Consider the following 21,292-nt stretch of genomic DNA (forward strand, 5'->3'; position numbering starts at 1 on the left):
TATCAGCCCGCACGCTTAGCGGAGAGTGCCACATAGCGCTGCACGGAGGCTCTCTGCCACTGAAACGCGGCATAATCGACCAGCAGCTGCGGCACCTCATCACCATTGAGGATCAGGCGGTTTAGCATCAACGCCAAATCGGTGTCGGCAATACACCACTCGCCGAACAGGTTCGGGTTGCCGTGGGAGAGCAGTGCGGTGGCGGTTTCAATCAGCTTCTGCGCGCTTTCGTTGCCCTCTGCGCTCAGGGATGGCTTTTTCACCCCGGCAAACACGACATCCGTTGAGCGTTCCACGCGAATTGGCACCAGATCGCTGCGCAGCCACGCCTGGATCTGCCGCGCCCGGGCGCGCTTTTGCAGGTCGTGCGGGTAGATCCGCTCCCACTCAGGCGGCGCGAACCGCTCTTCCAGATACTCATCGATCGCCGAGGATTCGCTCAGGGCAAAACCATCAATTTCCAGCACCGGCACGCGTCGGGTCAGATCGTAACCCTTCCACTGAGGTTTGAGATGTTCACCGCCGTCAAGATCGACGGTTTTCAGCGTAAAAGTGAGCCCTTTTTCGGCCAGCGCAACGTATACGCTCATAACATAGGGAGAAAAGAAATTCGCATCGGACCACAACGTGATTACGGGCTGGTTCATAACATCCTCATCGGCTGATCGGTTTTTACTCAACATATAATCTCTTTGCCTCGCTGTCACTTGATGAAAACTCACGATTTACAACAACCACCTATACTCATTTGTCATGGCATCACTATTCGCATGGACAGGAGTTGAGAATGATCGACCTTTATTATGCCCCTACCCCAAACGGCCATAAGATCACCCTCTTTCTTGAGGAAGCCGAGCTGGATTACAGGATCATTCGCGTGGATATCAGCAAAGGCGATCAGTTCAGCCCTCTCTTTCTGGCTATCTCGCCGAACAATAAAATCCCGGCCATTATTGATAACCAGCCGGCGGACGGGGGCAGGCCGCTGAGCCTGTTCGAATCCGGTGAAATTTTGCTCTACCTGGCGGAGAAAACCGGCAAACTGCTGAGCGGAGAGTTGCGCGAACGTCACCATACCCTGCAGTGGCTCTTCTGGCAGGCAAGCGGACTGGGGCCCATGCTGGGGCAGAATCACCATTTTACCGCTTACGCCCCGCAGCCTATTCCTTATGCGATAGAGCGCTATCAGGTAGAGACTCAACGGCTCTATGACGTGCTGAACCGTCGGCTGAGGAAAACGCCGTGGCTCGGGGGCGATCATTACAGCATTGCCGATATCGCCTGCTGGCCGTGGGTGAATACGCATGAAAAACACCGAATTGATTTAGCCGCTTACCCGGCCGTGAACAACTGGTTTGAGCGCATTCGGACCCGCCCGGCCACCGAACGCGCGATGCAAAAAATCCAGCAGATTTAACCCGGTATGAGGCTGGGTGCCCGCGAGCCTCTCATGTATGATGAGCGGGAAATACTGACACGGAGAAGACCTGCAATGTCACAGCCAGACGCTGTTATTCGTATAAAAAATTTACGCTTGCGTACCTTTATCGGCATCAAAGAGGAAGAGATCGCCAACCGTCAGGATATTGTCATTAACGTAGTGATTCACTACCCAGCAGACAAAGCGCGGGCAAGCGAAGACATTAATGACGCGCTGAACTACCGCACCATCACCAAAAACATCATCCAGTACGTGGAAAATAACCGCTTCTCTCTGCTGGAAAAATTAACTCAGGATGTGCTCGATATCGCACGCGAACATCACTGGGTCACTTATGCTGAAGTTGAGATCGATAAACTTCACGCCCTGCGTTACGCCGACTCCGTCTCTATGACGTTAAGCTGGAAACGCCAGGCGTAAACCTGGAGGTTGTATGAAGATTTTGCTGACCGGCGGTACTGGCCTTATTGGTCGCCACCTTATTGCGCGTCTGCAGGCCTTGCATCACGACGTTACCGTGGTCACGCGCAGCCCGGAGAAGGCACGCCAGGTGCTGGGGGCGGGTATCGACATCTGGAAAAATCTGGCCGAGCAGCAAAATCTGGACGGCTTCGACGCCGTCATTAACCTCGCGGGCGAACCCATCGCCGATAAGCGCTGGACGCAAGAGCAAAAACAGCTGTTATGCAGCAGCCGGTGGAACATTACCGAAAAGCTTGTCGAGCTAATCCGCAACAGCCACACGCCGCCTTCAGTGCTGATTTCGGGCTCAGCAGTGGGCTATTATGGCGATCTCGGCGAGGTGGTGGTGACCGAGGAAGAGCCGCCGCATAACGAGTTTACCCATAAGCTCTGCGCCCAGTGGGAGCGTCTTGCCTGCGCGGCGCAGAGCGATCGTACCCGCGTCTGCCTGCTGCGGACCGGCGTCGTGCTTGCGCCGAAAGGCGGAATCCTGGGGAAGATGCTGCCACCATTCCGACTTGGCCTCGGCGGCCCCATCGGCAATGGCCGTCAGTACCTGGCGTGGATCCACATCGACGATATGGTCAACGGTATTCTCTGGCTGCTGGATAACGACCTGCGCGGGCCGTTTAACATGGTTGCGCCGTATCCGGTGCGTAATGAACAGTTTGCCCACGCGCTGGGGCATGTCCTGCACCGCCCGGCGATTTTGCGCGTACCAGCCACGGTCATCCGCCTGATGATGGGCGAAGCCTCTGTGCTGGTATTAGGCGGACAGCGCGCGCTACCCAAACGGCTGGAAGCGGCCGGGTTTGCGTTCCGCTGGTATGATTTAGAAGAAGCGCTGCGGGATGTGGTGCGGTGAATATGCTACAGTCGTACGCCATGTTCCGATGAAATGGCGTAACAATGGCAACCATCACCACACCCCGTCTGCACCTCACCCCTTTCGAACCCACTGACTGGGCCTTCTTCCGCTCGCTGCGTGAAGACCCCGCCATCATGCGCTATATGGCCGCCATCGCCCCCGAAAAAGAGACGCGACGCGTGTTTGCCGCACGACTCACGGCTGCACATGTGTTTGTGATCCGCTTTCAGAATGATGACACGCCGCTTGGCGATATCGGCCTGCAAATCAGCGCTGAGAATCGAGAGGAGGCCGACATCGGCTATACGGTTGTGCCAGCCGCGCAGGGAAAAGGTATCGCCAGCGAGGCGCTGCGCGCGGTATGTGATTACGCCTTTAGCCAGACCGGCGTGAAAGCGATTAACGCCTACGTGCTGGCCGATAACGGCGGCTCGGTGCGCGTGCTGGAGAAAGCGGGGTTTGTGCGTACGCAGGTGCTGGAAAAGGCGTATGAGATTGACGGCATGCGGTACGACGACTGGGTGTATCGACTGGAGTGCGGTGCGGCCTGATGCCCTCACCCCAGCCCTCTCCCACAGGGAGAGGGAGAAGGGCAAAACCTACTTCAAAGACCCCTTCAGGAACTGCTGCAAACGCGGGCTTTGCGGGTTCGCCAGCACCTCATCCGGGTGCCCTTGCTCTTCAATTTTACCCTGATGCAGGAAGATAACGTGGTTCGAAACGTTACGGGCGAAGCCCATCTCGTGCGTCACCACCACCATCGTTTTGCCCTCTTCGGCCAGCTTCTGCATGATGCGCAGCACTTCGCCGACGAGTTCCGGGTCCAGGGCTGAAGTCGGTTCGTCGAACAGCAGCACCTCGGGTTCCATCGCCAGCGCGCGGGCGATGGAGACGCGCTGCTGCTGACCGCCGGAGAGATGCACCGGATATTTCATCTGCTGGCGCTCGTCGATACCCACTTTCGCCAGGTATTTCACCGCGCGCTCGCGGGCTTCCTGCTTGCTCAGGCCCAGCACCTGAACCGGCGCTTCCATCACGTTCTCCAGCACCGTCATATGGCTCCAGAGGTTGAAGTGCTGGAACACCATCGTCAGACGCGTACGCAGCAGGCGCAGCTGATGCTTATCTGCCACCTTCAGCTGGCCGTCTTTATCGCGCACCAGATTGATATTCTGTCCGCTCACCACGATCGAGCCTTCGCTCGGCTTTTCGAGGAAGTTAATGCAGCGCAGGAAGGTACTTTTCCCCGAGCCGGATGAGCCGATAATACTGATCACGTCGCCCGCATTCGCCTGCAGCGACACCCCTTTCAGCACTTCATGTTCGCCGTAGCGTTTGTGCAAATCAATAACGTTTAATTTGTTCTCAGCCATCATCTTTCTCAGTGCGTCGAAGGTTTTATATGCTGCAACCAGCGTTTTTCAGCCTTACGGAACAGGCTAATCAAAACATAAGAGATAATTAAATAGAGTACTGCCGCAATGCCAAACGCGGTAAACGGCTGATAGGTCGCGGAGTTAATATCGCGCGCAATTTTGAGCAGGTCCGGCACCGTCGCGGTGAAGGCCAGCGCGGTGGAGTGCAGCATCAAAATTACTTCGTTGCTGTACGCCGGTAACGCGATACGCAGCGCTGAGGGCAGAATGATGCAGCGGTAAAGCTTCACTGAGGAGAAGCCGTACGCGCGCGCCGCTTCAATCTCGCCGTAAGGCACAGAGCGAATTGCCCCCGCAAAAATCTCGGTGGTATAGGCGCAGGTGTTGAGCGTCAACGCCAGCACCGTACAGTTCAGGCCACTGCGGAAGAACGCGTTCAGCATCTCGGTGCCTTTGACGATCTCCAGCGTGTACATCCCCGAGTAGAACACCAGCAGCTGTACGTACAGCGGCGTACCGCGAAAGACGTAGGTAAACAGCCAGATAGGGAACTGAATAAATTTATTGTTCGACACGCGGCCAATGGCAAGAAACACCGCCAGAATGCCGCCCATCACCACGGAGGAGATCAGCAGCCAGAGCGTGATCGCCACGCCGGTAAAGCGATAGCCATCTGTCCACAGCAGCGATTTCCAGTATTCCTGAATAATCTCAATCACAGGTCAGCCCTCTTCACACCCACGGAGTAGCGACGCTCGAGCAGAAGCAGCACACCATTGGAGGCGGTCGTAAAGACCAGATAGATAACGCCACAGACCACCGCAAAGTAGAACGGCTCCCAGGTACTTTTGCCTGCCAGCTGAGTGGCTTTCACCACATCTTCCAGACCGAGCAGCGAGACCAGCGCTGTGGCTTTGAGGATAACCTGCCAGTTGTTGCCGATGCCCGGCAGCGCGTAGCGCATCATAGCCGGGAACATAATCCGACGAAACGTTTGTGAAGAGGTAAAACCAAATGCGGTCGCCGCCTCAATGTGGCCTTTCGGCACGGCCATGTAAGCACCGCGGAAGGTCTCGGTGAAGTAGGCACCGTAGATAAAACCGAGGGTAATAATACCGGCCACCATCGGGTCGATATCTATTTGTCCCATGCCCATCGCATCCGTCACGCTGTTAAGCGCAATCTGCAGACCGTAAAAGATAAGCAGCATAAGAACCAGATCGGGAACGCCGCGAATGAGCGTGGTGTAGCCTTCAAAGATCAGCGCCAGCGGTTTGTTAGCTGAAAGCTTCGCCCCTGCGCCTGCCAGACCTATCAGCACCGCCAGCACCACGGAGCTGATAGCCAGCTCAAGGGTGACAAGCGCGCCCTGTAAAATAACGCCAGAAAATCCGTACAGCATACCGCGAGCCCTGTCGTATCGTGAGTGGTGGAACCGTGTCTTTTCCCCTCCCGCAGCGGGAGGGGCCGCACGTTATTTGACGGGGCGATTAGCCGCCGTAAACGTTAAAATCGAAGTACTTTTTCGCCAGCTTGTCGTAGGTGCCGTCCGCGCGCATTTCAGCAAACGCTTTGTTCAGCGCCTCACGCAGCTCGTTGTCTTCTTTGCGCAGGCCCATACCGGTGCCCACGCCAAACAGCTTCACATCCTTAATGGACGGACCGCCAAACTTATAATCTTTACCCACCGGCGTTTTCAGGAAGCCTTCGCTCGCCGCGACTTCATCCTGGAATGCCGCATCAATACGGCCTGCCGTCAGGTCAGCGTAGATATTTTCCTGGCCCTGATAGGAGACAATCTCAATCCCCTTCGGCGCCCAGTGCTCGTTGCCGTAGGTTTCCTGCGTGGTGCCCTGCAGCACGCCGACGCGTTTGCCTTTCAGCGACTCCAGCGTTGGCTGAATGTCAGAAGCTTTCGCCACCACCAGACGAGAATCCGCTGCGTAGAGTTTGTCGGTGAAGGCAATCTCCTGCTGGCGTTTTTCGGTGATGGAAAGAGAGGACATGATCACGTCGATTTTTTTCGCTTTCAGGGATGGGATCAGCGCATCCAGCGGGTTCTCAACGTAGGTACACTGTGCTTTGATGCGTTTACACAGTTCATTGGCCAGATCGATGTCAAAACCGACCAGTTCACCCTTTGAATTCTTCGATTCGAACGGCGCATAGGTTGGGTCGGTCCCAATCCGGATTTTCTGTGGAATGGCTGCGAATGCCGCGGTGGCGCTGGAAAAGGCCAGTACCAGAGATAATGACAACACGAGTTTTTTCATATTTGTCCTCAACAAACTGTCTTCATACGGGGTTTTTACGACGACGGGGTGGTGCTAATGTGCCATCAATCCCCTCTTTCAGGCAAAGACTAATGCCCTTCAGTCGGGAATTTTTGCATTATAAATGCGTAAGTATGCACATAGCGATCCAATACGGTGCAATAAACGCACCGTATTGGGTCAACCGCTGCCACAACGCACCTTTGCGGTGCGCTATCGCCTGGTCTTAGTCACCGTATACGTTGAAGTCGAAGTATTTCTTCGCCAGTTTGTCGTAAGTACCGTCCTTACGCAGCTCTGCAAAGGCTTTGTCGAAGGCGGCCTTCAGCTCGGTATCATCCTTACGCAGGCCAATACCGGTGCCGTCACCAAAGTACTTTTTGTCTTTCACTGACGGGCCTGCAAATGCATAATCTTTACCCGCCGGCTGCTTCAGGAAGCCTTCGCTCGCCGCGACTTCATCCTGGAATGCCGCATCCAGACGGCCTGCCGCCAGGTCAGAGTAAATCAGATCCTGGTTCTGGTAAGCCACCACGTCTACGCCCTTCTCACGCCAGGTCGCATTGGCGTAACCTTCCTGGGTCGATCCCTGCAGCACGCCAACATGCTTGCCTTTCAGCGAGTCGATGGTTGGCTTAATCGGGGAACCTTTAGGGGCAATCAGGCGAGAATCTGCGGCGTAGAGCTTGTCAGAGAAGGCAATCTCCTGCTGACGTTTTTCGGTGATGGAGAGAGAAGAGATAATGGCGTCGATTTTCTTGGCTTTCAGCGACGGGATTAACGCGTCGAAGTCGCTGCCCACCCATGTGCATTTCACCGCAATGCGTTTGCACATTTCATTACCCAGATCGATATCAAACCCCACGAAATCGCCTTTCGCATCCTTGGAAGAGAATGGCGCGTAGGTTGCGTCTGTACCGATACGAACCGTCTGTGGAAGCGCTGCGTAGCTACCTGCTGCCGCACTTAACCCCACGAGCAAAGACAGAGCCAGAACCGTCTTCTTCATACATTTACCCTCAAGTACCGTGATTTTATTATGTATTGTGTTGTGTGTTGTGTTGCAGGCTTCATCTTGCAGGTCTTATGCCACATTGCCGTCTGCTCAAAACTTCGACGTTAAATATGTTAATAAAACGTTGCGATATTGCCTTAATGGTGAAAGATAGCAGGTCTGCCGAACGAACCGGAGAGAGAAAAAGGGAAAAAACGAATTAAATGTCGAGGATATGATCGCCGTTGCATAATTGCCCTGAAACAGGGCAACGTCTCTTTTCATGCACTCTGTTTGTGCACAGAATCAGGCCCCCTGCCAGCGGGTAAAGAGATCTTCCGGCAGGTCAATGTCGAACTGATCCAGCACGCGGTTAACGGTCTGATTAATCACGTCATCCAGCGAAGCTGGACGATGATAGAACGCCGGTACCGGCGGCATGATGACCGCGCCGAGCTCGGCGGCCTGAGTCATTAAGCGCAGGTGCCCCAGATGCAGCGGCGTTTCCCGCACGCAGAGCACCAGAGGACGACGCTCCTTCAGCACCACATCCGCCGCGCGGGTTACCAGGGTATCGGTATAGCTGTTCACAATGCCGGAGAGCGTTTTAATGGAACAGGGCAGGATAACCATGCCGGCTGTTTTAAACGAGCCTGAGGAGATGCTGGCAGCGATATCACGGGCATCGTGCACGACATCCGCCATGGCCTGAACATCGCGCAGGGAGAGATCGGTTTCCAGCGAGAGGGTCTGCCGCGCCGCCTGGCTCATCACCAGATGGGTCTCGACTTCCGCCACGTCACGCAAAACCTGTAACAGACGTACGCCGTAAATCGCGCCACTGGCGCCGCTGAGCCCAACAATGAGTCGTTTCATGATTTTTACCCTTACTGATTCAGGGCAGACTGTGCAGGATTTTGCGGGGAGTTGCAAGTGAGGGCGAATGCCCTCACTTGCCTGAACATCAGCCTTCGTTGTGCATCTCTAAACTTTCGAGATCGTTTTGCAGCTGAACGGCTTTGGCATCGTCGTTACGCAGGGAATCCAGGTAGTCGAGATACTGCTGGTCAACGTCTTTAGTCACGTAAATACCGTTAAACACGGAGCATTCGAACTGCTGAATATCCGGGTTCTCGGCGCGCACCGCGTCGATGAGATCGTTCAGATCCTGGAAAATCAGGCCGTCGGCGCCGATGATCTGGCGAATTTCGTCCACTTCACGGCCGTGAGCGATCAGCTCGTTAGCGGTTGGCATATCAATACCGTACACGTTCGGGAAGCGAATCTCCGGGGCCGCAGAGGCCAGGTAGACTTTCTTCGCACCCGCTTCGCGCGCCATCTCGATAATCTGCTCAGAGGTGGTGCCGCGAACGATGGAGTCATCCACCAGCAGAACGTTCTTGTCGCGGAACTCGGCGCGATTGGCGTTCAGTTTGCGGCGCACGGACTTACGACGCAGCTGCTGACCAGGCATGATAAAGGTGCGGCCAACGTAGCGGTTCTTCACGAAGCCCTGACGGTATGGCTTATCCAGAATGCGGGCGATTTCCAGCGCGATATCGCAGGAGGTTTCCGGGATAGGAATGACGACGTCGATGTCGAGATCGTCCCACTCGCGGGCAATCTTCTCGCCCAGCTTGGTGCCCATATTCACGCGCGCGCTGTAGACGGAAATCTTGTCGATGAAGGAGTCCGGACGGGCAAAGTAAACGTATTCAAACAGGCACGGGTTGCTGACCGGGTTATCGGCACACTGGCGAGTAAACAGCTGGCCCTTCTCGGTGATGTAAACCGCTTCGCCCGGCGCAACGTCACGCAGGAACTCAAAGCCCAGGGTATCCAGCGCCACGCTTTCAGACGCAACCATATATTCGGTACGACCATCGCCGAGGTCACGTTTGCCGAGCACCAGCGGACGAATGCCGTTTGGATCGCGGAAGGCCACCATGCCATGACCGATGATCATCGCGACGCAGGCGTACGCTCCGCGGATCTGGCGGTTTGTCGCTGCGACAGCAGCAAAGACGTTGTCGGCTTCCAGCGGGTAGTGACGGAAGTTATCCAGCTCGCTGGCAAACACGTTGAGCAGGATTTCAGAATCAGAGGTGGTGTTAATGTGGCGACGTTTCTCTTCGAACAGCTTTTTACGCAGCTCGTGCGCGTTGGTCAGGTTGCCGTTATGAGCAAGCGTGATGCCGTACGGTGAGTTGACGTAGAAAGGCTGTGCCTCAGAAGCGCTGGAACTGCCAGCAGTAGGATAACGAACGTGACCGATACCCATATTACCTTGCAGACGCTGCATATGGCGGGCTTCAAACACATCGTTTACCAGGCCATTCGCCTTGCGTAAACGGAAGCAGTTGTTTGCATCAATGGTGATGATACCCGCAGCATCCTGCCCACGGTGCTGAAGCACCGATAACGCGTCATAAATCGACTGGTTTACCGGCATGAAACCGGCGATACCGACAATACCGCACATTCGTCTTTTCCTCGTTAAGCCACATCTCAGGGTTTATGCCCTGGGCAAAAAACTCGACGAGCTTTGCAGATAGTCAAAGAACCATCTGATGATGAAGCTGAACTCTGGAATGAGCTGCGATTTTTGCCAGTCTTCGCTTTTGGAGAACCCGGTGAAGGTATCCAGGAAGAACAGGATCGCGGCCACAATCAGCACGCCTCGTAATGCCCCGAAACAGATCCCGAGCACCCTGTCCGTTCCTGACAGACCGGTTTTCTCGACCAGCTGACCTATCACGTAATTCACGATAGCGCCGACAATCAGCGTCGCGATAAACAGCACCGCGATGGCGATTCCATTTCGGACCAGTTCATCTTCAAAGCCCGTGAACCAGACAGACAGGTAAGTGTAGTAATGACTGGCGACAAAGAAAGCACAACCCCATGTCACCAGCGATAACGCTTCACGAACAAAGCCACGGATCAGGCTAACCAGACAGGAAAAACCAATCACCGCAATGATGGCGTAATCAATCCAGACCATATGTGTCCCACGATTTAACGCCCTGTCATCCAGTTCGGGGCGAATTCTAACAGAAAAAGAAAACGTTTGCGTAGGGATTTCCTTCCCCCGCGTAAATAAAAAAGGCGCTGAAAAAATGTTCAACGCCCCCTCACCCTAACCCTCTCCCCAAAGGGGAGAGGGGACTGTACGATGCAGTCTGTTACACGCTCACTCAGTGCGATTTTCACCCTCTCCCCTCTGGGGAGAGGGCCGGGGTGAGGGGCAGGTTTTTAGTTCGCGCTGTAGCTCATCACTACGCCGCTCAGGCCGGAGATCTGCTTCAGCTCGCCGAGCGAACCTTTCAGCTTGTCCTTAGACGCTTCTGGCCCCACGAGAATACGGGTAATTTTACCCTGCACCGGCGTGGTTGGTGAAGTGTAAACACGATATCCCGCACTGCGCAGTTTACCCACCACCTCATTGACTTTATCCGCATTTTTCAGCGCGCCCAGCTGTACTACGTAGGCTTTACCCGTTGGGGTAGCGGCCTCTTGTTGAGCCGGTTTCGCTGGCGGAGGCGTCTCTGACGCCGCGGCAAGCTGTTCTGCCGTTTTATCACGCTGCGGTTTCGGCTGCGGTTTGTCGACCGCCTTCGGTTTTTCAACAGGCTTAGGCTGCTCTACCGGCACAGGATCGATGTCGCTGTTGCTCGCTGCCGCCAGGCGAGACGGATCGAGCGACGGCGCTGCAGCATCGCCCGCACGCACCTCTTCCGCCGCACCTTCCGGTGGCTGAGCAGGAAGCGCCTGCGTCGCCGCCGGCAGCATATCCGGCTCATCGCGGTCACCCGGTTTAGGGACCAGCGGAATAGCGGCAAACTCATCCTGATAATGCTTTTTCTGCCCGTCGAGCAGACCCGGGAGAATAATCACCCCGAGCGCGACCAGCACAATGGTTCCTGTTAAACGGTTCTGAAACTTACTCGCCACCGGTTCTCCCCGCGTCCATCACTTCCATGACATGTGCCACCGTATGGAATGAACCACACACCAGCACGGTATCTTCTGGTTTAGCATCCGCCATCGCGGCATGCCAGGCCTGCGCCACGCTACTGTAGCTTGCGCCTTTGCCGAGATGCTCCATCAGCTGCTCAGCCGTCGCGCCGCGCGGCCCCTCCAGAGGAGCACAATACCAGCTATCGACCACACTCTCCATGCAGGCCAGCGTCCCGCCGATATCTTTATCATGAAGCATACCGATAACCGCCAGCACGCGCCCGGTTTTTGGTAACGATTTGAGACGTTCCGCGAGATACGCCGCCGCATGGGGGTTGTGCGCCACGTCCAGTATCAAACGCGGTGACTCGCTGACAATCTGGAAACGCCCGGGCAGAATCGCGTTCTGTATGCCGTCGCGGATCGCCTGCTCGCTGACCGCAAGGCCGCTCGCACGAAGTGCCGCCAGGGCCGTCGCCGCGTTAGGCTGTGGCACCTGCGGCAGCGGCAGGTTGTCCAGCGCGCCCTGTGCATCGCTAAAACGCCACGCGTTGTCACGCACTTCATACTGCCAGTCAACGCCGCGGCGCAGCAGACGCGCGCCCTTCTCGTTTGCCACGTCCGCGATGGTATGCGGCATATCCGGCTCGCCGACCACGGCGGGCTTATTGGCCCGGAAAATACCGGCCTTCTCGCGGCCAATGCTTTCCCGGTCCGGACCCAGCCAGTCGATATGGTCCAGCGCGATGCTGGTGACTACCGCCACGTCCGCATCCACCATATTAGTCGCATCAAGACGACCGCCGAGGCCGACCTCAAGGATCACCACGTCCAGCTGCGCCTGCCTGAACAGCCACAGCGCCGACAGAGTACCGTATTCAAAATAGGTTAATGAGGTTTCACCGCGCGCGGCTTCAATTTCCGCGAACGACGCCGTATGCGCCGATTCCGGCAGTTCGCCGTTCTGCACGCGCACCCGTTCGGTGTAGCGTACCAGGTGTGGAGAGCTGTACACGCCTACCCTGTAACCCGCAGCCATCAGCACGGATTCCAGGGTACGGCAGGTGGTACCTTTGCCGTTGGTGCCCGCGACGGTAAACACGAAAGGTGCCGGTTTGAGCACATCAAGACGCGCGGCGACCTGGCTTACGCGTTCAAGCCCCATATCGATGGTTTTACTGTGCAGGTTTTCCAGATAAGAAAGCCACGCGGCCAGGGGCGACGTGGCTTGGGGAATGCTTTTATTTTCCATAATGCCCGGTTGTCATTAACAGATTAGAAAGCAAAAGGGCAGCGCCAAACGGCCCTGCCCTTTTCAGTTATCAGGCCTCGGGTTCCTGATCCGGTACCACCACGCCTTCGCGCGGCTCATCCGGGTTTGGCGCCGGCAGATTCATCAGCTTCGCCAGGATGCTCGCCAGCTTCAGGCGCATTTCCGGACGGCGGACAATCATGTCGATGGCGCCTTTCTCAATGAGGAACTCACTGCGCTGGAAGCCAGGCGGCAATTTTTCACGCACGGTCTGCTCAATGACGCGAGGACCCGCAAAGCCGATCAGCGCTTTTGGTTCAGCGATGTTCAGATCGCCCAGCATCGCGAAGCTTGCCGAGACGCCGCCCATGGTTGGGTCGGTCAGCACGGAGATATACGGCAGACCGCGCTCCTGCATTTTCGCCAGCGCTGCAGAGGTTTTCGCCATCTGCATCAGAGACATCAGCGCTTCCTGCATTCGCGCACCGCCGGAGGCAGAGAAGCAGATCAGCGGGCAGTTGTCTTCCAGCGCCTGCTCAACGGCACGCACGAAGCGCGCACCGACCACGGAGCCCATTGAGCCGCCCATAAAGGCGAACTCAAACGCAGCGGCAACAACCGGCATCTCGTGCAGGGTGCCTTTCATGACGATCAGCGCGTCTTTCTCGCCGGTCTCTTTCTGTGCAGAGGCCAGACGATCTTTGTATTTTTTGGAATCGCGGAACTTCAGCACGTCTTTTGGCTCAAGCTCGCTGCCCAGTTCTACCAGAGAACCTTCGTCCAGCAGGCTATGCAGGCGGTTGCGCGCCGACATACGCATATGGTGGTCACACTTCGGACACACCTCAAGGTTGCGTTCCAGCTCTGCGCGATACAGAACCTGGCCGCAGCTATCACACTTCGTCCATACCCCTTCAGGAATGCTCGCTTTGCGCGTTGGGGTAATGTTGCTTTTAATTCGTTCAATCCAGCTCATTGATAACCTTTCTGCCTGAACCTGGTCGTATGCCAGTTTTGCTATAAGAGGCGAATAATGCCATTTTTGCCTCCAACAGACCATGAATGTTGCACATTAAAACATAACAGCCCGAAACTTTGGATAAAAAAGTGGTCGAACCGCCAGAGTGCATTTACTTCGCTTGTTTTGCCGCCGCACGTTTGTGACGAATGATTTCAACAACGCCTGGCAGTACGGAAAGCACAATAATCGCTACAATCAGTAACTTAAGGTTTTCCTGAACCACCGGGAGATCGCCGAACAGGTAGCCTGCATAGGTAAACAGCAATACCCACAGCAGCGCGCCAACCACGTTGTATGCCGCAAAATGACGATAGGACATATGCCCCATTCCCGCCACAAACGGTGCAAATGTACGCACAATAGGCACAAAACGCGCAAGGATAATGGTTTTTCCGCCATGACGCTCATAAAACGCGTGGGTTTTATCTAAATAGCTGCGACGGAAAATTTTCGAATCAGGATTACTGAAAAGCCGCTCGCCGAACACGCGTCCAATCGTATAGTTGACCGCATCGCCAATAATGGCGGCAATCACCATCAGCACAACCATAAGGTGCACGTTCAGGTCATTGGTAGGTAGCGCCGATAACGCCCCGGCGACGAACAGCAGGGAATCTCCCGGCAGGAACGGGGTAACGACCAGACCGGTTTCACAGAACAGAATGAGGAACAGAATGGCGTATACCCAGACGCCATACTGCGCGACCAGCTCCGCCAGGTGAACATCAATATGCAGGATGAAATCAATCAAAAAACGAATTACGTCCATATTGTCTAAGCCCTAATTGCACCTTTGTTTAGTCCGCTAAAAACAGCGGGCCCATTGGCGGTTTTGGCAGGTCAAACCGATCCGGATAGTCTACCGAGACCAGATACAATCCTTCCGCTTTCGCCGTGGCTGCCGCAAGCGTTCTGTCCTTCGCTGCCAGCAGTTCTGCAATCCAGCTCTCCGGCTGGTGTCCGGCACCCACTTCCATCAGGCTGCCCACAATATTCCGAACCATATGATGTACAAAGGCATTGGCTTTGATATCCACCACCACATACGCGCCATAACGGCTAACGTTTATGTGCATGACGTTACGCCACGGCGTACGGGACTGACACTGGACCGCACGAAACGAGGTAAAGTCATTTTCACCAATCAGGCACTGCGCCGCACGATGCATCCGTTCAGCATCAAGCGGTTCATAAAAATGCGTCACGCCCTGGCTTAACACAGCCGGACGCAGGCGCTGGTTGTAGATGACATAACGGTAGCGGCGCGCCGTGGCGCTGAAGCGCGCGTGAAAATCATCTGGCACAGCTTTTACCCAACGCACCGCAATGTCACCAGGCAAATTCGCATTTACACCCAGCGTCCAGGCGGCATCCTTACGTACGGCGGTGGTTTCAAAGTGAACCACCTGCCCCGTGCCGTGAACACCCGCGTCCGTACGTCCTGCACACAGGACGTTAATCGGCTCGTTTGCCACCTGAGAGAGCGCTTTTTCCAGCTTTTCCTGGACGCTGCGCACCTCATTCTGACGCTGCCAGCCATAATATTTACTGCCGTCGTACTCAATGCCGAGGGCAATTTTATGAACCGGCTTTTGCTCCACTGCTGACATCAGTACAGATACTCCTGCACCAGTTTTTCAGCGATCTTCACCGCCATCAGCGCGCCGCCAAAGCGAACGTTATCGGCAACAGACCAGAACTGAACCTGCTCCGGCATACCGTAATCGTTGCGCACGCAGCCTACGGAGAGGTGTGCGCTCCCTGAGGCATCGCCCACCTGAGTCGGGAACTCGCTCTCTTCAGAAAGCACGATGTCTTCACCGCGGCCGAACGCATCGCGCGCCTCTTCTGCTGCCAGCGGACGCAGCGCTTCAAAACCAACCATCTGCGCGTGGCCGTAGAAGACCGGGGACTGCACGACGCTCGCAGAGATCATCAGTCCGTCATCCTGCAGAATTTTACGAACTTCATCGACGATACGGCGCTCTTCGCGTACGGAACCCTCGCGATCCGGCAGCAACGGCAGCATATTGAACGCCAGCTGGCGACCAAAGAAATCGTCTTCGTCAATCGGGATGCCGTTCAGCAGCTTCGCGCTCTGTCCGGCAAGCGCGTCAACGGCCTTTTTGCCGTTTGCGGACGCGGACAGCAGGCTGGTGACGGTAATGCGCGACAGGCCGCCGTCGTCGATCAGCGGCTTCAGGGCGGTCAGCAGCTGGCTGGTCAGGCTGTTCGGTACCGCAATGACGTTACGGTTGCGGTAGTCAGCCAGCACAAATGGGTTCACGTCCGGCACCACCAGAGGCACATCCGGCTCCATTGAGAACAGGCCGCTCAGGTCGATCACCAGACAGCCTGCGTTGGTCGCCTCTTCAATGTACGCAGCAGTGGCTTCAGCGCCCGCAGCGAAAAAAGCCAGCTGCGCCTGGGTCCAGTCGAACGCTGCCGCATCCTGGACCATCACGGATTTACTGTTAAAACGCAGATGCTCACCCGCGCTATCCGTACGCGCCAGCGCATAGATATCGCCCACCGGGAACTGACGCTCGGCAAGGGTTTCGAGCAGGGCTTCGCCCACGGCACCCGTGGCACCTAAAATGGCAATGTTCCAGCCTTCAGACATGGTGGTTTACTCCAGAAATAAAAAAGCGTCCCTGTCGGAGTATCCGACAGGGAGCATTAAGAAGACATTAATGCGCCGGGTGATGAACGGCGTTAAACCCTAACTTATGCAGCAGCGTCGCCGCCGGGGCGTCGTCGCATATTACATACAGGGAAGACCACTCGCGGCGCTCAACGTAGTTCTTGCGCAGCTTATCAAACTCACCCGGGATCCCCGCCACTTTACGCAGCAGCGCATCATCGCGGCGCACATCATACACCAAATGCACCAGCCTTTTCAGCGTTGCCTGATCGAGCGGGCCGTGCAGGGTAATGCGGCCAAATTCAGGCGCGGGGAGTAAGGTATCCAGCGCCACCTGCTGCGGATGGCCAATAAAGGCGCTGTAGGCTTCGAAGACCTGCGTCGTGCCGCGGGCTTTCCCCTCGAGGGTATAACCGGCGATATGCGCGGTGCCCACGTCCACCTTATTGAGCAGCTCAACGTTGAGATCCGGCTCCGGCTCCCAGACGTCCAGCACCACGCTGAGGTCTTGTCCTTCATTCAGACACGTCAGCAGCGCGGCGTTGTCCACCACCGGGCCACGGCAGGCATTTATCAGAATAGTGCCAGGCTTCAGACGGCGGATCAGCGCGTCGTCAGCAAGATGCAGCGACTTATACGGCCCCTCTTTAAACAGCGGCGTGTGGAAAGTCAGCACGTCACACTGCTCAACCAGCTCGTCCAGCGAGCGGAAATCCCCGTCATCACCGTTGTCTTTGCGCGGCGGATCGCACAGCAGCGTGCGGATCCCTAACGCTTCCAGGCGCTTTTGCAGGCGTCCGCCCACGTTACCCACGCCAACAATTCCCACGGTGCGGTCTTTCAGCATAAAACCGTCGCGCTCGGCCAGCATCAGCAGCGAGGAGAAAACGTATTCCACGACGGCAATGGCGTTACAGCCCGGCGCGGCGGAGAAACCGATCCCGGCCTGCGTAAGCCATTTATCATCCACATGATCGGTCCCTGCCGTTGCGGTCCCGACGAACTTAATCGCTTTACCGGCGAGCAACGACTCATTTACTTTGGTCACCGAGCGCACCATCAGCGCGTCTGCGTCATCCAGTTCGTTGACCGGGATCGGGCGACCAGGGACAGCCTTAACGTTACCCAGGCGGCTAAACAGCTCACGGGCATAAGGCATATTTTCATCAACGAGGATTTTCACGTCTGAGTACCTGTTTGAGAGGAAGAAAACCTGCCAAGTGTGCCATAATCTGGCCGCCAGGCATATACGTCTGCCAGGTTTACGCTGAGTTTTGACTTTAAGGATTTTTGACGATGCAGCCCATTTCAGGCACGCCGCCGCGCCCTCCGGGTGAAGGCCCTGTTACGCCAAACGTTGCCGGCGAACAACCGCTATCCACGCAACAGCGCACCGTGCTGGAGCGACTGATCACGCGCCTGATTGCGCTGACTTCGCAGCAAAACGCGGAAGTCTGGGCTGGGGTAAAGCATGATTTGGGCATGAGAAACGACGCGCCGCTGCAGTCGCGCCACTTCCCTGCAGCCGAGCAAAACCTGAACCAGCGTATCAATAACGCGCAGCAGAACCACACCACGCGCCAGATTGTCGCGCAGCTGACGGAGCTGCTTGGACAGGGAAATAACCGCCAGGCGGTGAGTGATTTTATTCGCCAGCAGTATGGTCAAACCGCCCTGGGCCAGTTGACGCCAGACCAGCTTAAAACCGTGCTGACGCTGTTGCAGAACAATGAGCTGTCAATTCCACAGCCTCAGGTGCGCCCGTCGACCGAGCGTTCGCTGCTGCCCGCCGAGCACAACACCCTCAAACAGATGGTGACAAAGCTGGCCGCGGCCACCGGCGAACCGACGAAGCTTATCTGGCAATCCATGCTTGAACTGTCTGGCGTGAAGGCGGGCGAGCTGATCCCTGCCAAACAGTTTACCCATCTGGTGACCTGGCTCCAGGCGCGCCAGACGCTCAGCACCCAGAATGCGCCTACCCTGCATACCGTTCAGGCCGCACTGAAACAGCCGCTTGAACCGCGTGAGTTCGAGATGATTCGGGATTACGTCCAGCAAAACTGGCAGGCCACACCGCAAACGGTACTGACCACCGCACAGGTGCAGGATGTGCTCAATCAGATCTTCGTTCGCCGCGCCGAGCGTGAAGGCGGCGTGCCGGAGGTGAGAAACATTCAGCCAATCTACAACCCGCTGTTTGCGCCCGTCGTGGAGACGTTCAGAACCCTCTCTGCGCGTCCAGGATTGCTGTTTATTGGGCTACTGATTGCGCTGGCGATTTTCTGGCTGGTTGCCTGATGTTTTGCCCGGTGGCGCTACGCTTACCGGGCCTACAACGGCTCAAACCGTAGGCCGGGTAAGGCGCAGCCGCCCCCGGCAACAACGGCTTAAGTCCTGCAAAACGCCACCAGCGTCACCACAATCCCAACAACTGCTGAAACCGCACCAGCCAGGAAGACCGACGGATAACCAAACGAGGTGGCTAACAGACCGGCCAGCGGCCCGGTGACTCCGTATGAGATATCCTGAAACGCCGCATAGCCGCCCAGCGCCGTACCGCGCACCTGCGGGGCCACGCGCTTCACCACTTCAACGCCGAGTGCCGGGAAAATCAGTGAACAGCCGCAGCCGGTCAGCGCCGCCCCAAGCAGCGCAACGGATGCTACGGGTGCATTCCACAGCAGCAGCAGACCGATGGTCTCTATCACCAGCGACGCCACCGCCACCCTCACGCCGCCAAAGCGATCCGGCATCCAGCCGAAGAGCACGCGCATCAGCACAAACGCGCCGCCAAAAGCGGTGAGCGTAAAACCGGCCATCGCCCAGCCACGGCTCATAAAATAGAGCGAGACGAACGTGCCAATCACCGCAAACCCTACGCCCTGCAGCGCCAGGCCAAGTCCCGGCTGCCAAATTTGGCCGACCACGCTCCACAGGGAAGGACGCTCGCCTTTATGCGCGGGCACTTTACGCACCGAGCCGTTAAACGCCCACGCCAGCAGCGGCAGCACCATGGTGGTAGCTGCCAGCGCCGCAAATCCAAACTGGCTATTGATGAGCAGCCCAAGCGGGGCGCCCGCGGCCAGCGCGCCATAGATAGCCATGCCGTTCCAGGACATCACTTTGCCAGAACGTGCCGGGCCCACCAGGCCCATTCCCCAGGTCAGGGTGCCGGTCAGCAGCTGGCTTTCACCAAAGCCCAGGATTAAGCGGCCCAGCACCAGCAGCGCAAATTTATACGCGGCGTCTACCGGCAGGAGAGCCGCCAGCAGCCATGCGCCGCCCGCCAGTCCGCAGGCAAACATCCCCTGCAGCGCTGAACGTTTAGCACCGTGCTGATCCGCCAGCCGTCCGGCGTATCCGCGGGTTAGAACCGTCGCTAAAAACTGGATGCCTACGGCGATGCCAACCATGGTGTTGCCATAGCCGAGTTCCTGGTGAACAAACAGCGGGATCACCGGCAGCGGCAGGCCAACGGTCATATAGGTCAGGAATACCGCAAAGGCGATACGGAACAGCGAGACGTTCGCTGAAGGCGTTGTTTCTGTTTGAGTTACTGCAGTCATGCTTTACTCCGAAATGAAGAGTAAGGCGGGAAAATGCCACGCCCCCTCTACCTGGCTATCAGGATTAAGGCGCGTTGGTTGACGTTAAACGCTTACGCATTATCGTGAGGATAATGTTGAGGGGTGAAGTTTGCCTGTGAGATCAGCCGGTTGTCAATGCATAAAAAAAAGGGAGCCTTATGGCTCCCTTTCTGAATCAAACATAAAACTTATGCTTTCAGCTTGCGCATCACCAGCGTGGCGTTGGTGCCGCCGAAACCGAAGCTGTTGGACATGACGGTGTTCAGCGTCTCGTCCATTGGTTTGGTTACGATGTTCAGGCCAGCAGCCTGCTCATCCATCTCATCAATGTTGATGCTTGGCGCGATAAAGCCGTTTTCCAGCATCAGCAGAGAGTAGATCGCTTCCTGCACGCCAGCCGCACCCAGAGAGTGACCGGTCATGGCTTTGGTGGCGGAGATCGCCGGGCTGTTGTCGCCAAACACTTCACGGATCGCACCCAGCTCTTTCACGTCGCCTACTGGCGTAGAGGTACCGTGGGAGTTCAGGTAGTCGATTGGGGTATCAACACCGTGCATCGCCATCTTCATGCAGCGCACCGCCCCTTCACCGGATGGAGCCACCATGTCGGCGCCGTCAGACGTGGCGCCGTAGCCCACGATTTCAGCGTAGATGTGCGCACCGCGTGCCAGCGCGTGCTCCAGCTCTTCAACCACAACCATGCCGCCGCCGCCCGCGATAACGAAACCGTCACGGTGCGCGTCATAGGTACGTGACGCTTTATCTGGCGTTTCGTTGTATTTGGTGGACAGTGCGCCCATGGCGTCGAATTCACAGGCCATTTCCCAGCCCAGCTCTTCGCCGCCGCCAGCAAATACGATGTCCTGTTTACCCAGCTGGATCTGCTCAACAGCATTACCGATGCAGTGTGCGGAAGTTGCACACGCGGAGCTGATGGAGTAGTTCACACCGTGGATTTTGAATGGGGTCGCCAGGCACGCGGAAACCGCAGAACCCATGGCTTTGGTGACCACGTACGGACCTACCGCTTTCAGACCACGCGGGCTACGCATTGCGTCAGCACCGAATACCTGCGCTTTTGATGAGCCGCCGGAACCGGCGATAAGACCCACGCGCGGGTTGTTCTGATAAACCTCTTCGCTCAGGCCGGAATCTTTGATCGCTTCCTGCATGGAGAGATAAGCATAAATAGAGGCATCGTTCATGAAACGAACCACTTTGCGGTCAATCAAACCGGTGGTGTCCAGTTTGACGTTACCCCATACGTGGCTACGCATACCTGAATCTTTAAACTCTTCAGAGAAAGTGATCCCGGAGCGTCCTTCACGCAGAGATGCCAGGACTTCCTGCTGGTTATTACCGATGCTGGAAACAATGCCCAGGCCAGTAATCACTGCACGTTTCATTCAAT

23 protein-coding genes are annotated in these 21,292 nt (G+C 56.5%); 5 read left to right on the forward strand and 18 right to left on the reverse strand.

Going from position 1 to position 21,292, the window contains the following annotated elements; translation table 11 throughout:
* Window positions 1-2: 2 nt before the first annotated feature.
* Complete coding sequence (yfcF, locus tag M2433_RS11970) at window positions 3-647, reverse strand: glutathione transferase (protein WP_429054193.1); 645 nt, start codon at window positions 645-647, stop codon at window positions 3-5.
* A gap of 140 nt (window positions 648-787) precedes the next feature.
* Between yfcF and yfcG the strand changes: the two genes are divergently transcribed.
* The 4 genes from yfcG to M2433_RS11990 all read left to right on the forward strand — a co-directional run bounded on the left by yfcG (window position 788) and on the right by M2433_RS11990 (window position 3,322).
* Window positions 788-1,417 (forward strand): GSH-dependent disulfide bond oxidoreductase, encoded by a 630-nt coding sequence (gene yfcG, locus M2433_RS11975; RefSeq protein ID WP_429054191.1) that lies wholly within the window; start codon window positions 788-790, stop codon window positions 1,415-1,417.
* A gap of 75 nt (window positions 1,418-1,492) precedes the next feature.
* The gene (gene folX, locus M2433_RS11980) at window positions 1,493-1,861 is read left to right on the forward strand and encodes a dihydroneopterin triphosphate 2'-epimerase (RefSeq protein WP_047346633.1); all 369 of its coding nucleotides are present in this window, start codon (window positions 1,493-1,495) and stop codon (window positions 1,859-1,861) included.
* Window positions 1,862-1,874: 13 nt separating this feature from the next.
* On the forward strand, window positions 1,875-2,768 hold the full coding sequence (locus tag M2433_RS11985) for a TIGR01777 family oxidoreductase (protein WP_429054189.1): 894 nt from the start codon (window positions 1,875-1,877) through the stop codon (window positions 2,766-2,768).
* A 44-nt stretch (window positions 2,769-2,812) separates the two neighbouring features.
* Window positions 2,813-3,322 (forward strand): GNAT family N-acetyltransferase, encoded by a 510-nt coding sequence (locus M2433_RS11990; protein WP_429054188.1) that lies wholly within the window; start codon window positions 2,813-2,815, stop codon window positions 3,320-3,322.
* Between the two features lie 48 nt (window positions 3,323-3,370).
* Here M2433_RS11990 and hisP read toward each other — a convergent pair whose 3' ends face one another.
* From hisP to pdxB, 15 genes are all read right to left on the reverse strand, one after another.
* Window positions 3,371-4,144 (reverse strand): histidine ABC transporter ATP-binding protein HisP, encoded by a 774-nt coding sequence (hisP, locus tag M2433_RS11995; protein ID WP_010433274.1) that lies wholly within the window; start codon window positions 4,142-4,144, stop codon window positions 3,371-3,373.
* 8 nt (window positions 4,145-4,152) lie between these two features.
* Window positions 4,153-4,866, reverse strand: coding sequence for an ABC transporter permease (locus M2433_RS12000; protein ID WP_010433272.1), 714 nt, complete (start codon window positions 4,864-4,866; stop codon window positions 4,153-4,155).
* Entirely contained in the window at window positions 4,863-5,549 is a 687-nt protein-coding gene (locus tag M2433_RS12005; protein WP_023336422.1) for a histidine ABC transporter permease HisQ, read from the reverse strand. Before M2433_RS12005 ends, M2433_RS12000 begins: the two co-directional genes overlap by 4 nt.
* 88 nt (window positions 5,550-5,637) lie before the next feature.
* A complete protein-coding gene (gene hisJ, locus M2433_RS12010) occupies window positions 5,638-6,420 on the reverse strand; it encodes a histidine ABC transporter substrate-binding protein HisJ (RefSeq protein ID WP_023336423.1) in 783 nt (260 codons plus the stop codon).
* A gap of 226 nt (window positions 6,421-6,646) precedes the next feature.
* On the reverse strand, window positions 6,647-7,429 hold the full coding sequence (gene argT / locus M2433_RS12015; protein WP_047346637.1) for a lysine/arginine/ornithine ABC transporter substrate-binding protein ArgT: 783 nt from the start codon (window positions 7,427-7,429) through the stop codon (window positions 6,647-6,649).
* A 291-nt stretch (window positions 7,430-7,720) separates the two neighbouring features.
* Entirely contained in the window at window positions 7,721-8,290 is a 570-nt protein-coding gene (locus M2433_RS12020; protein ID WP_429054185.1) for a UbiX family flavin prenyltransferase, read from the reverse strand.
* Window positions 8,291-8,378: 88 nt separating this feature from the next.
* The gene (gene purF / locus M2433_RS12025; RefSeq protein WP_047346639.1) at window positions 8,379-9,896 is read right to left on the reverse strand and encodes an amidophosphoribosyltransferase; all 1,518 of its coding nucleotides are present in this window, start codon (window positions 9,894-9,896) and stop codon (window positions 8,379-8,381) included.
* A gap of 33 nt (window positions 9,897-9,929) precedes the next feature.
* Window positions 9,930-10,418, reverse strand: coding sequence for a colicin V production protein (gene cvpA, locus M2433_RS12030; protein ID WP_000262116.1), 489 nt, complete (start codon window positions 10,416-10,418; stop codon window positions 9,930-9,932).
* Window positions 10,419-10,669: 251 nt separating this feature from the next.
* Window positions 10,670-11,368 (reverse strand): cell division protein DedD, encoded by a 699-nt coding sequence (gene dedD / locus M2433_RS12035; RefSeq protein ID WP_429054181.1) that lies wholly within the window; start codon window positions 11,366-11,368, stop codon window positions 10,670-10,672.
* Window positions 11,358-12,626: a bifunctional tetrahydrofolate synthase/dihydrofolate synthase gene (gene folC, locus M2433_RS12040; RefSeq protein ID WP_429054179.1), complete on the reverse strand. Its 1,269-nt coding sequence runs from the start codon at window positions 12,624-12,626 to the stop codon at window positions 11,358-11,360. The genes dedD and folC overlap by 11 nt, the downstream gene beginning before the upstream one ends.
* A 70-nt stretch (window positions 12,627-12,696) precedes the next feature.
* On the reverse strand, window positions 12,697-13,602 hold the full coding sequence (gene accD, locus M2433_RS12045) for an acetyl-CoA carboxylase, carboxyltransferase subunit beta (protein WP_023336427.1): 906 nt from the start codon (window positions 13,600-13,602) through the stop codon (window positions 12,697-12,699).
* 154 nt (window positions 13,603-13,756) lie between these two features.
* Entirely contained in the window at window positions 13,757-14,416 is a 660-nt protein-coding gene (locus M2433_RS12050) for a DedA family protein (protein ID WP_059312859.1), read from the reverse strand.
* 28 nt (window positions 14,417-14,444) lie between these two features.
* A complete protein-coding gene (gene truA / locus M2433_RS12055; RefSeq protein WP_264438528.1) occupies window positions 14,445-15,257 on the reverse strand; it encodes a tRNA pseudouridine(38-40) synthase TruA in 813 nt (270 codons plus the stop codon).
* Window positions 15,257-16,270 (reverse strand): aspartate-semialdehyde dehydrogenase, encoded by a 1,014-nt coding sequence (locus M2433_RS12060; protein ID WP_063957835.1) that lies wholly within the window; start codon window positions 16,268-16,270, stop codon window positions 15,257-15,259. Before M2433_RS12060 ends, truA begins: the two co-directional genes overlap by 1 nt.
* A gap of 67 nt (window positions 16,271-16,337) precedes the next feature.
* Entirely contained in the window at window positions 16,338-17,474 is a 1,137-nt protein-coding gene (gene pdxB / locus M2433_RS12065) for a 4-phosphoerythronate dehydrogenase PdxB (protein WP_429054176.1), read from the reverse strand.
* Window positions 17,475-17,587: 113 nt separating this feature from the next.
* Here pdxB and flk point away from each other — a divergent pair, with 113 nt between their 5' ends.
* Window positions 17,588-18,592, forward strand: a complete 1,005-nt coding sequence (gene flk / locus M2433_RS12070) for a flagella biosynthesis regulator Flk (protein ID WP_429054174.1) — start codon at window positions 17,588-17,590, stop codon at window positions 18,590-18,592.
* Window positions 18,593-18,681: 89 nt separating this feature from the next.
* On the opposite strand, the gene M2433_RS12075 is transcribed toward flk, so the two are convergent.
* Both M2433_RS12075 and fabB read right to left on the reverse strand, forming a co-directional pair.
* Window positions 18,682-19,860: an MFS transporter gene (locus M2433_RS12075; protein WP_429054172.1), complete on the reverse strand. Its 1,179-nt coding sequence runs from the start codon at window positions 19,858-19,860 to the stop codon at window positions 18,682-18,684.
* A 209-nt stretch (window positions 19,861-20,069) separates the two neighbouring features.
* Complete coding sequence (gene fabB / locus M2433_RS12080) at window positions 20,070-21,287, reverse strand: beta-ketoacyl-ACP synthase I (RefSeq protein WP_429054171.1); 1,218 nt, start codon at window positions 21,285-21,287, stop codon at window positions 20,070-20,072.
* Window positions 21,288-21,292 lie beyond the last annotated feature (5 nt).

It is taken from the genome of Enterobacter sp. AC1 (assembly GCF_050434705.1).
Lineage (GTDB): Bacteria > Pseudomonadota > Gammaproteobacteria > Enterobacterales > Enterobacteriaceae > Enterobacter > Enterobacter cloacae_L.

What these genes read in the sequence shown, in the direction of transcription:
- yfcF (WP_429054193.1), bottom strand. Translation starts at nt 647, where the DNA reads ATGAACCAGCCCGTAATCACGTTGTGGTCCGATGCGAATTTCTTTTCT.
- yfcG (WP_429054191.1), top strand. Translation starts at nt 788, where the DNA reads ATGATCGACCTTTATTATGCCCCTACCCCAAACGGCCATAAGATCACC.
- folX (WP_047346633.1), top strand. Translation starts at nt 1,493, where the DNA reads ATGTCACAGCCAGACGCTGTTATTCGTATAAAAAATTTACGCTTGCGT.
- M2433_RS11985 (WP_429054189.1), top strand. Translation starts at nt 1,875, where the DNA reads ATGAAGATTTTGCTGACCGGCGGTACTGGCCTTATTGGTCGCCACCTT.
- M2433_RS11990 (WP_429054188.1), top strand. Translation starts at nt 2,813, where the DNA reads ATGGCAACCATCACCACACCCCGTCTGCACCTCACCCCTTTCGAACCC.
- hisP (WP_010433274.1), bottom strand. Translation starts at nt 4,144, where the DNA reads ATGGCTGAGAACAAATTAAACGTTATTGATTTGCACAAACGCTACGGC.
- M2433_RS12005 (WP_023336422.1), bottom strand. Translation starts at nt 5,549, where the DNA reads ATGCTGTACGGATTTTCTGGCGTTATTTTACAGGGCGCGCTTGTCACC.
- hisJ (WP_023336423.1), bottom strand. Translation starts at nt 6,420, where the DNA reads ATGAAAAAACTCGTGTTGTCATTATCTCTGGTACTGGCCTTTTCCAGC.
- argT (WP_047346637.1), bottom strand. Translation starts at nt 7,429, where the DNA reads ATGAAGAAGACGGTTCTGGCTCTGTCTTTGCTCGTGGGGTTAAGTGCG.
- M2433_RS12020 (WP_429054185.1), bottom strand. Translation starts at nt 8,290, where the DNA reads ATGAAACGACTCATTGTTGGGCTCAGCGGCGCCAGTGGCGCGATTTAC.
- purF (WP_047346639.1), bottom strand. Translation starts at nt 9,896, where the DNA reads ATGTGCGGTATTGTCGGTATCGCCGGTTTCATGCCGGTAAACCAGTCG.
- cvpA (WP_000262116.1), bottom strand. Translation starts at nt 10,418, where the DNA reads ATGGTCTGGATTGATTACGCCATCATTGCGGTGATTGGTTTTTCCTGT.
- folC (WP_429054179.1), bottom strand. Translation starts at nt 12,626, where the DNA reads ATGGAAAATAAAAGCATTCCCCAAGCCACGTCGCCCCTGGCCGCGTGG.
- accD (WP_023336427.1), bottom strand. Translation starts at nt 13,602, where the DNA reads ATGAGCTGGATTGAACGAATTAAAAGCAACATTACCCCAACGCGCAAA.
- M2433_RS12050 (WP_059312859.1), bottom strand. Translation starts at nt 14,416, where the DNA reads ATGGACGTAATTCGTTTTTTGATTGATTTCATCCTGCATATTGATGTT.
- truA (WP_264438528.1), bottom strand. Translation starts at nt 15,257, where the DNA reads ATGTCAGCAGTGGAGCAAAAGCCGGTTCATAAAATTGCCCTCGGCATT.
- M2433_RS12060 (WP_063957835.1), bottom strand. Translation starts at nt 16,270, where the DNA reads ATGTCTGAAGGCTGGAACATTGCCATTTTAGGTGCCACGGGTGCCGTG.
- flk (WP_429054174.1), top strand. Translation starts at nt 17,588, where the DNA reads ATGCAGCCCATTTCAGGCACGCCGCCGCGCCCTCCGGGTGAAGGCCCT.
- M2433_RS12075 (WP_429054172.1), bottom strand. Translation starts at nt 19,860, where the DNA reads ATGACTGCAGTAACTCAAACAGAAACAACGCCTTCAGCGAACGTCTCG.
- fabB (WP_429054171.1), bottom strand. Translation starts at nt 21,287, where the DNA reads ATGAAACGTGCAGTGATTACTGGCCTGGGCATTGTTTCCAGCATCGGT.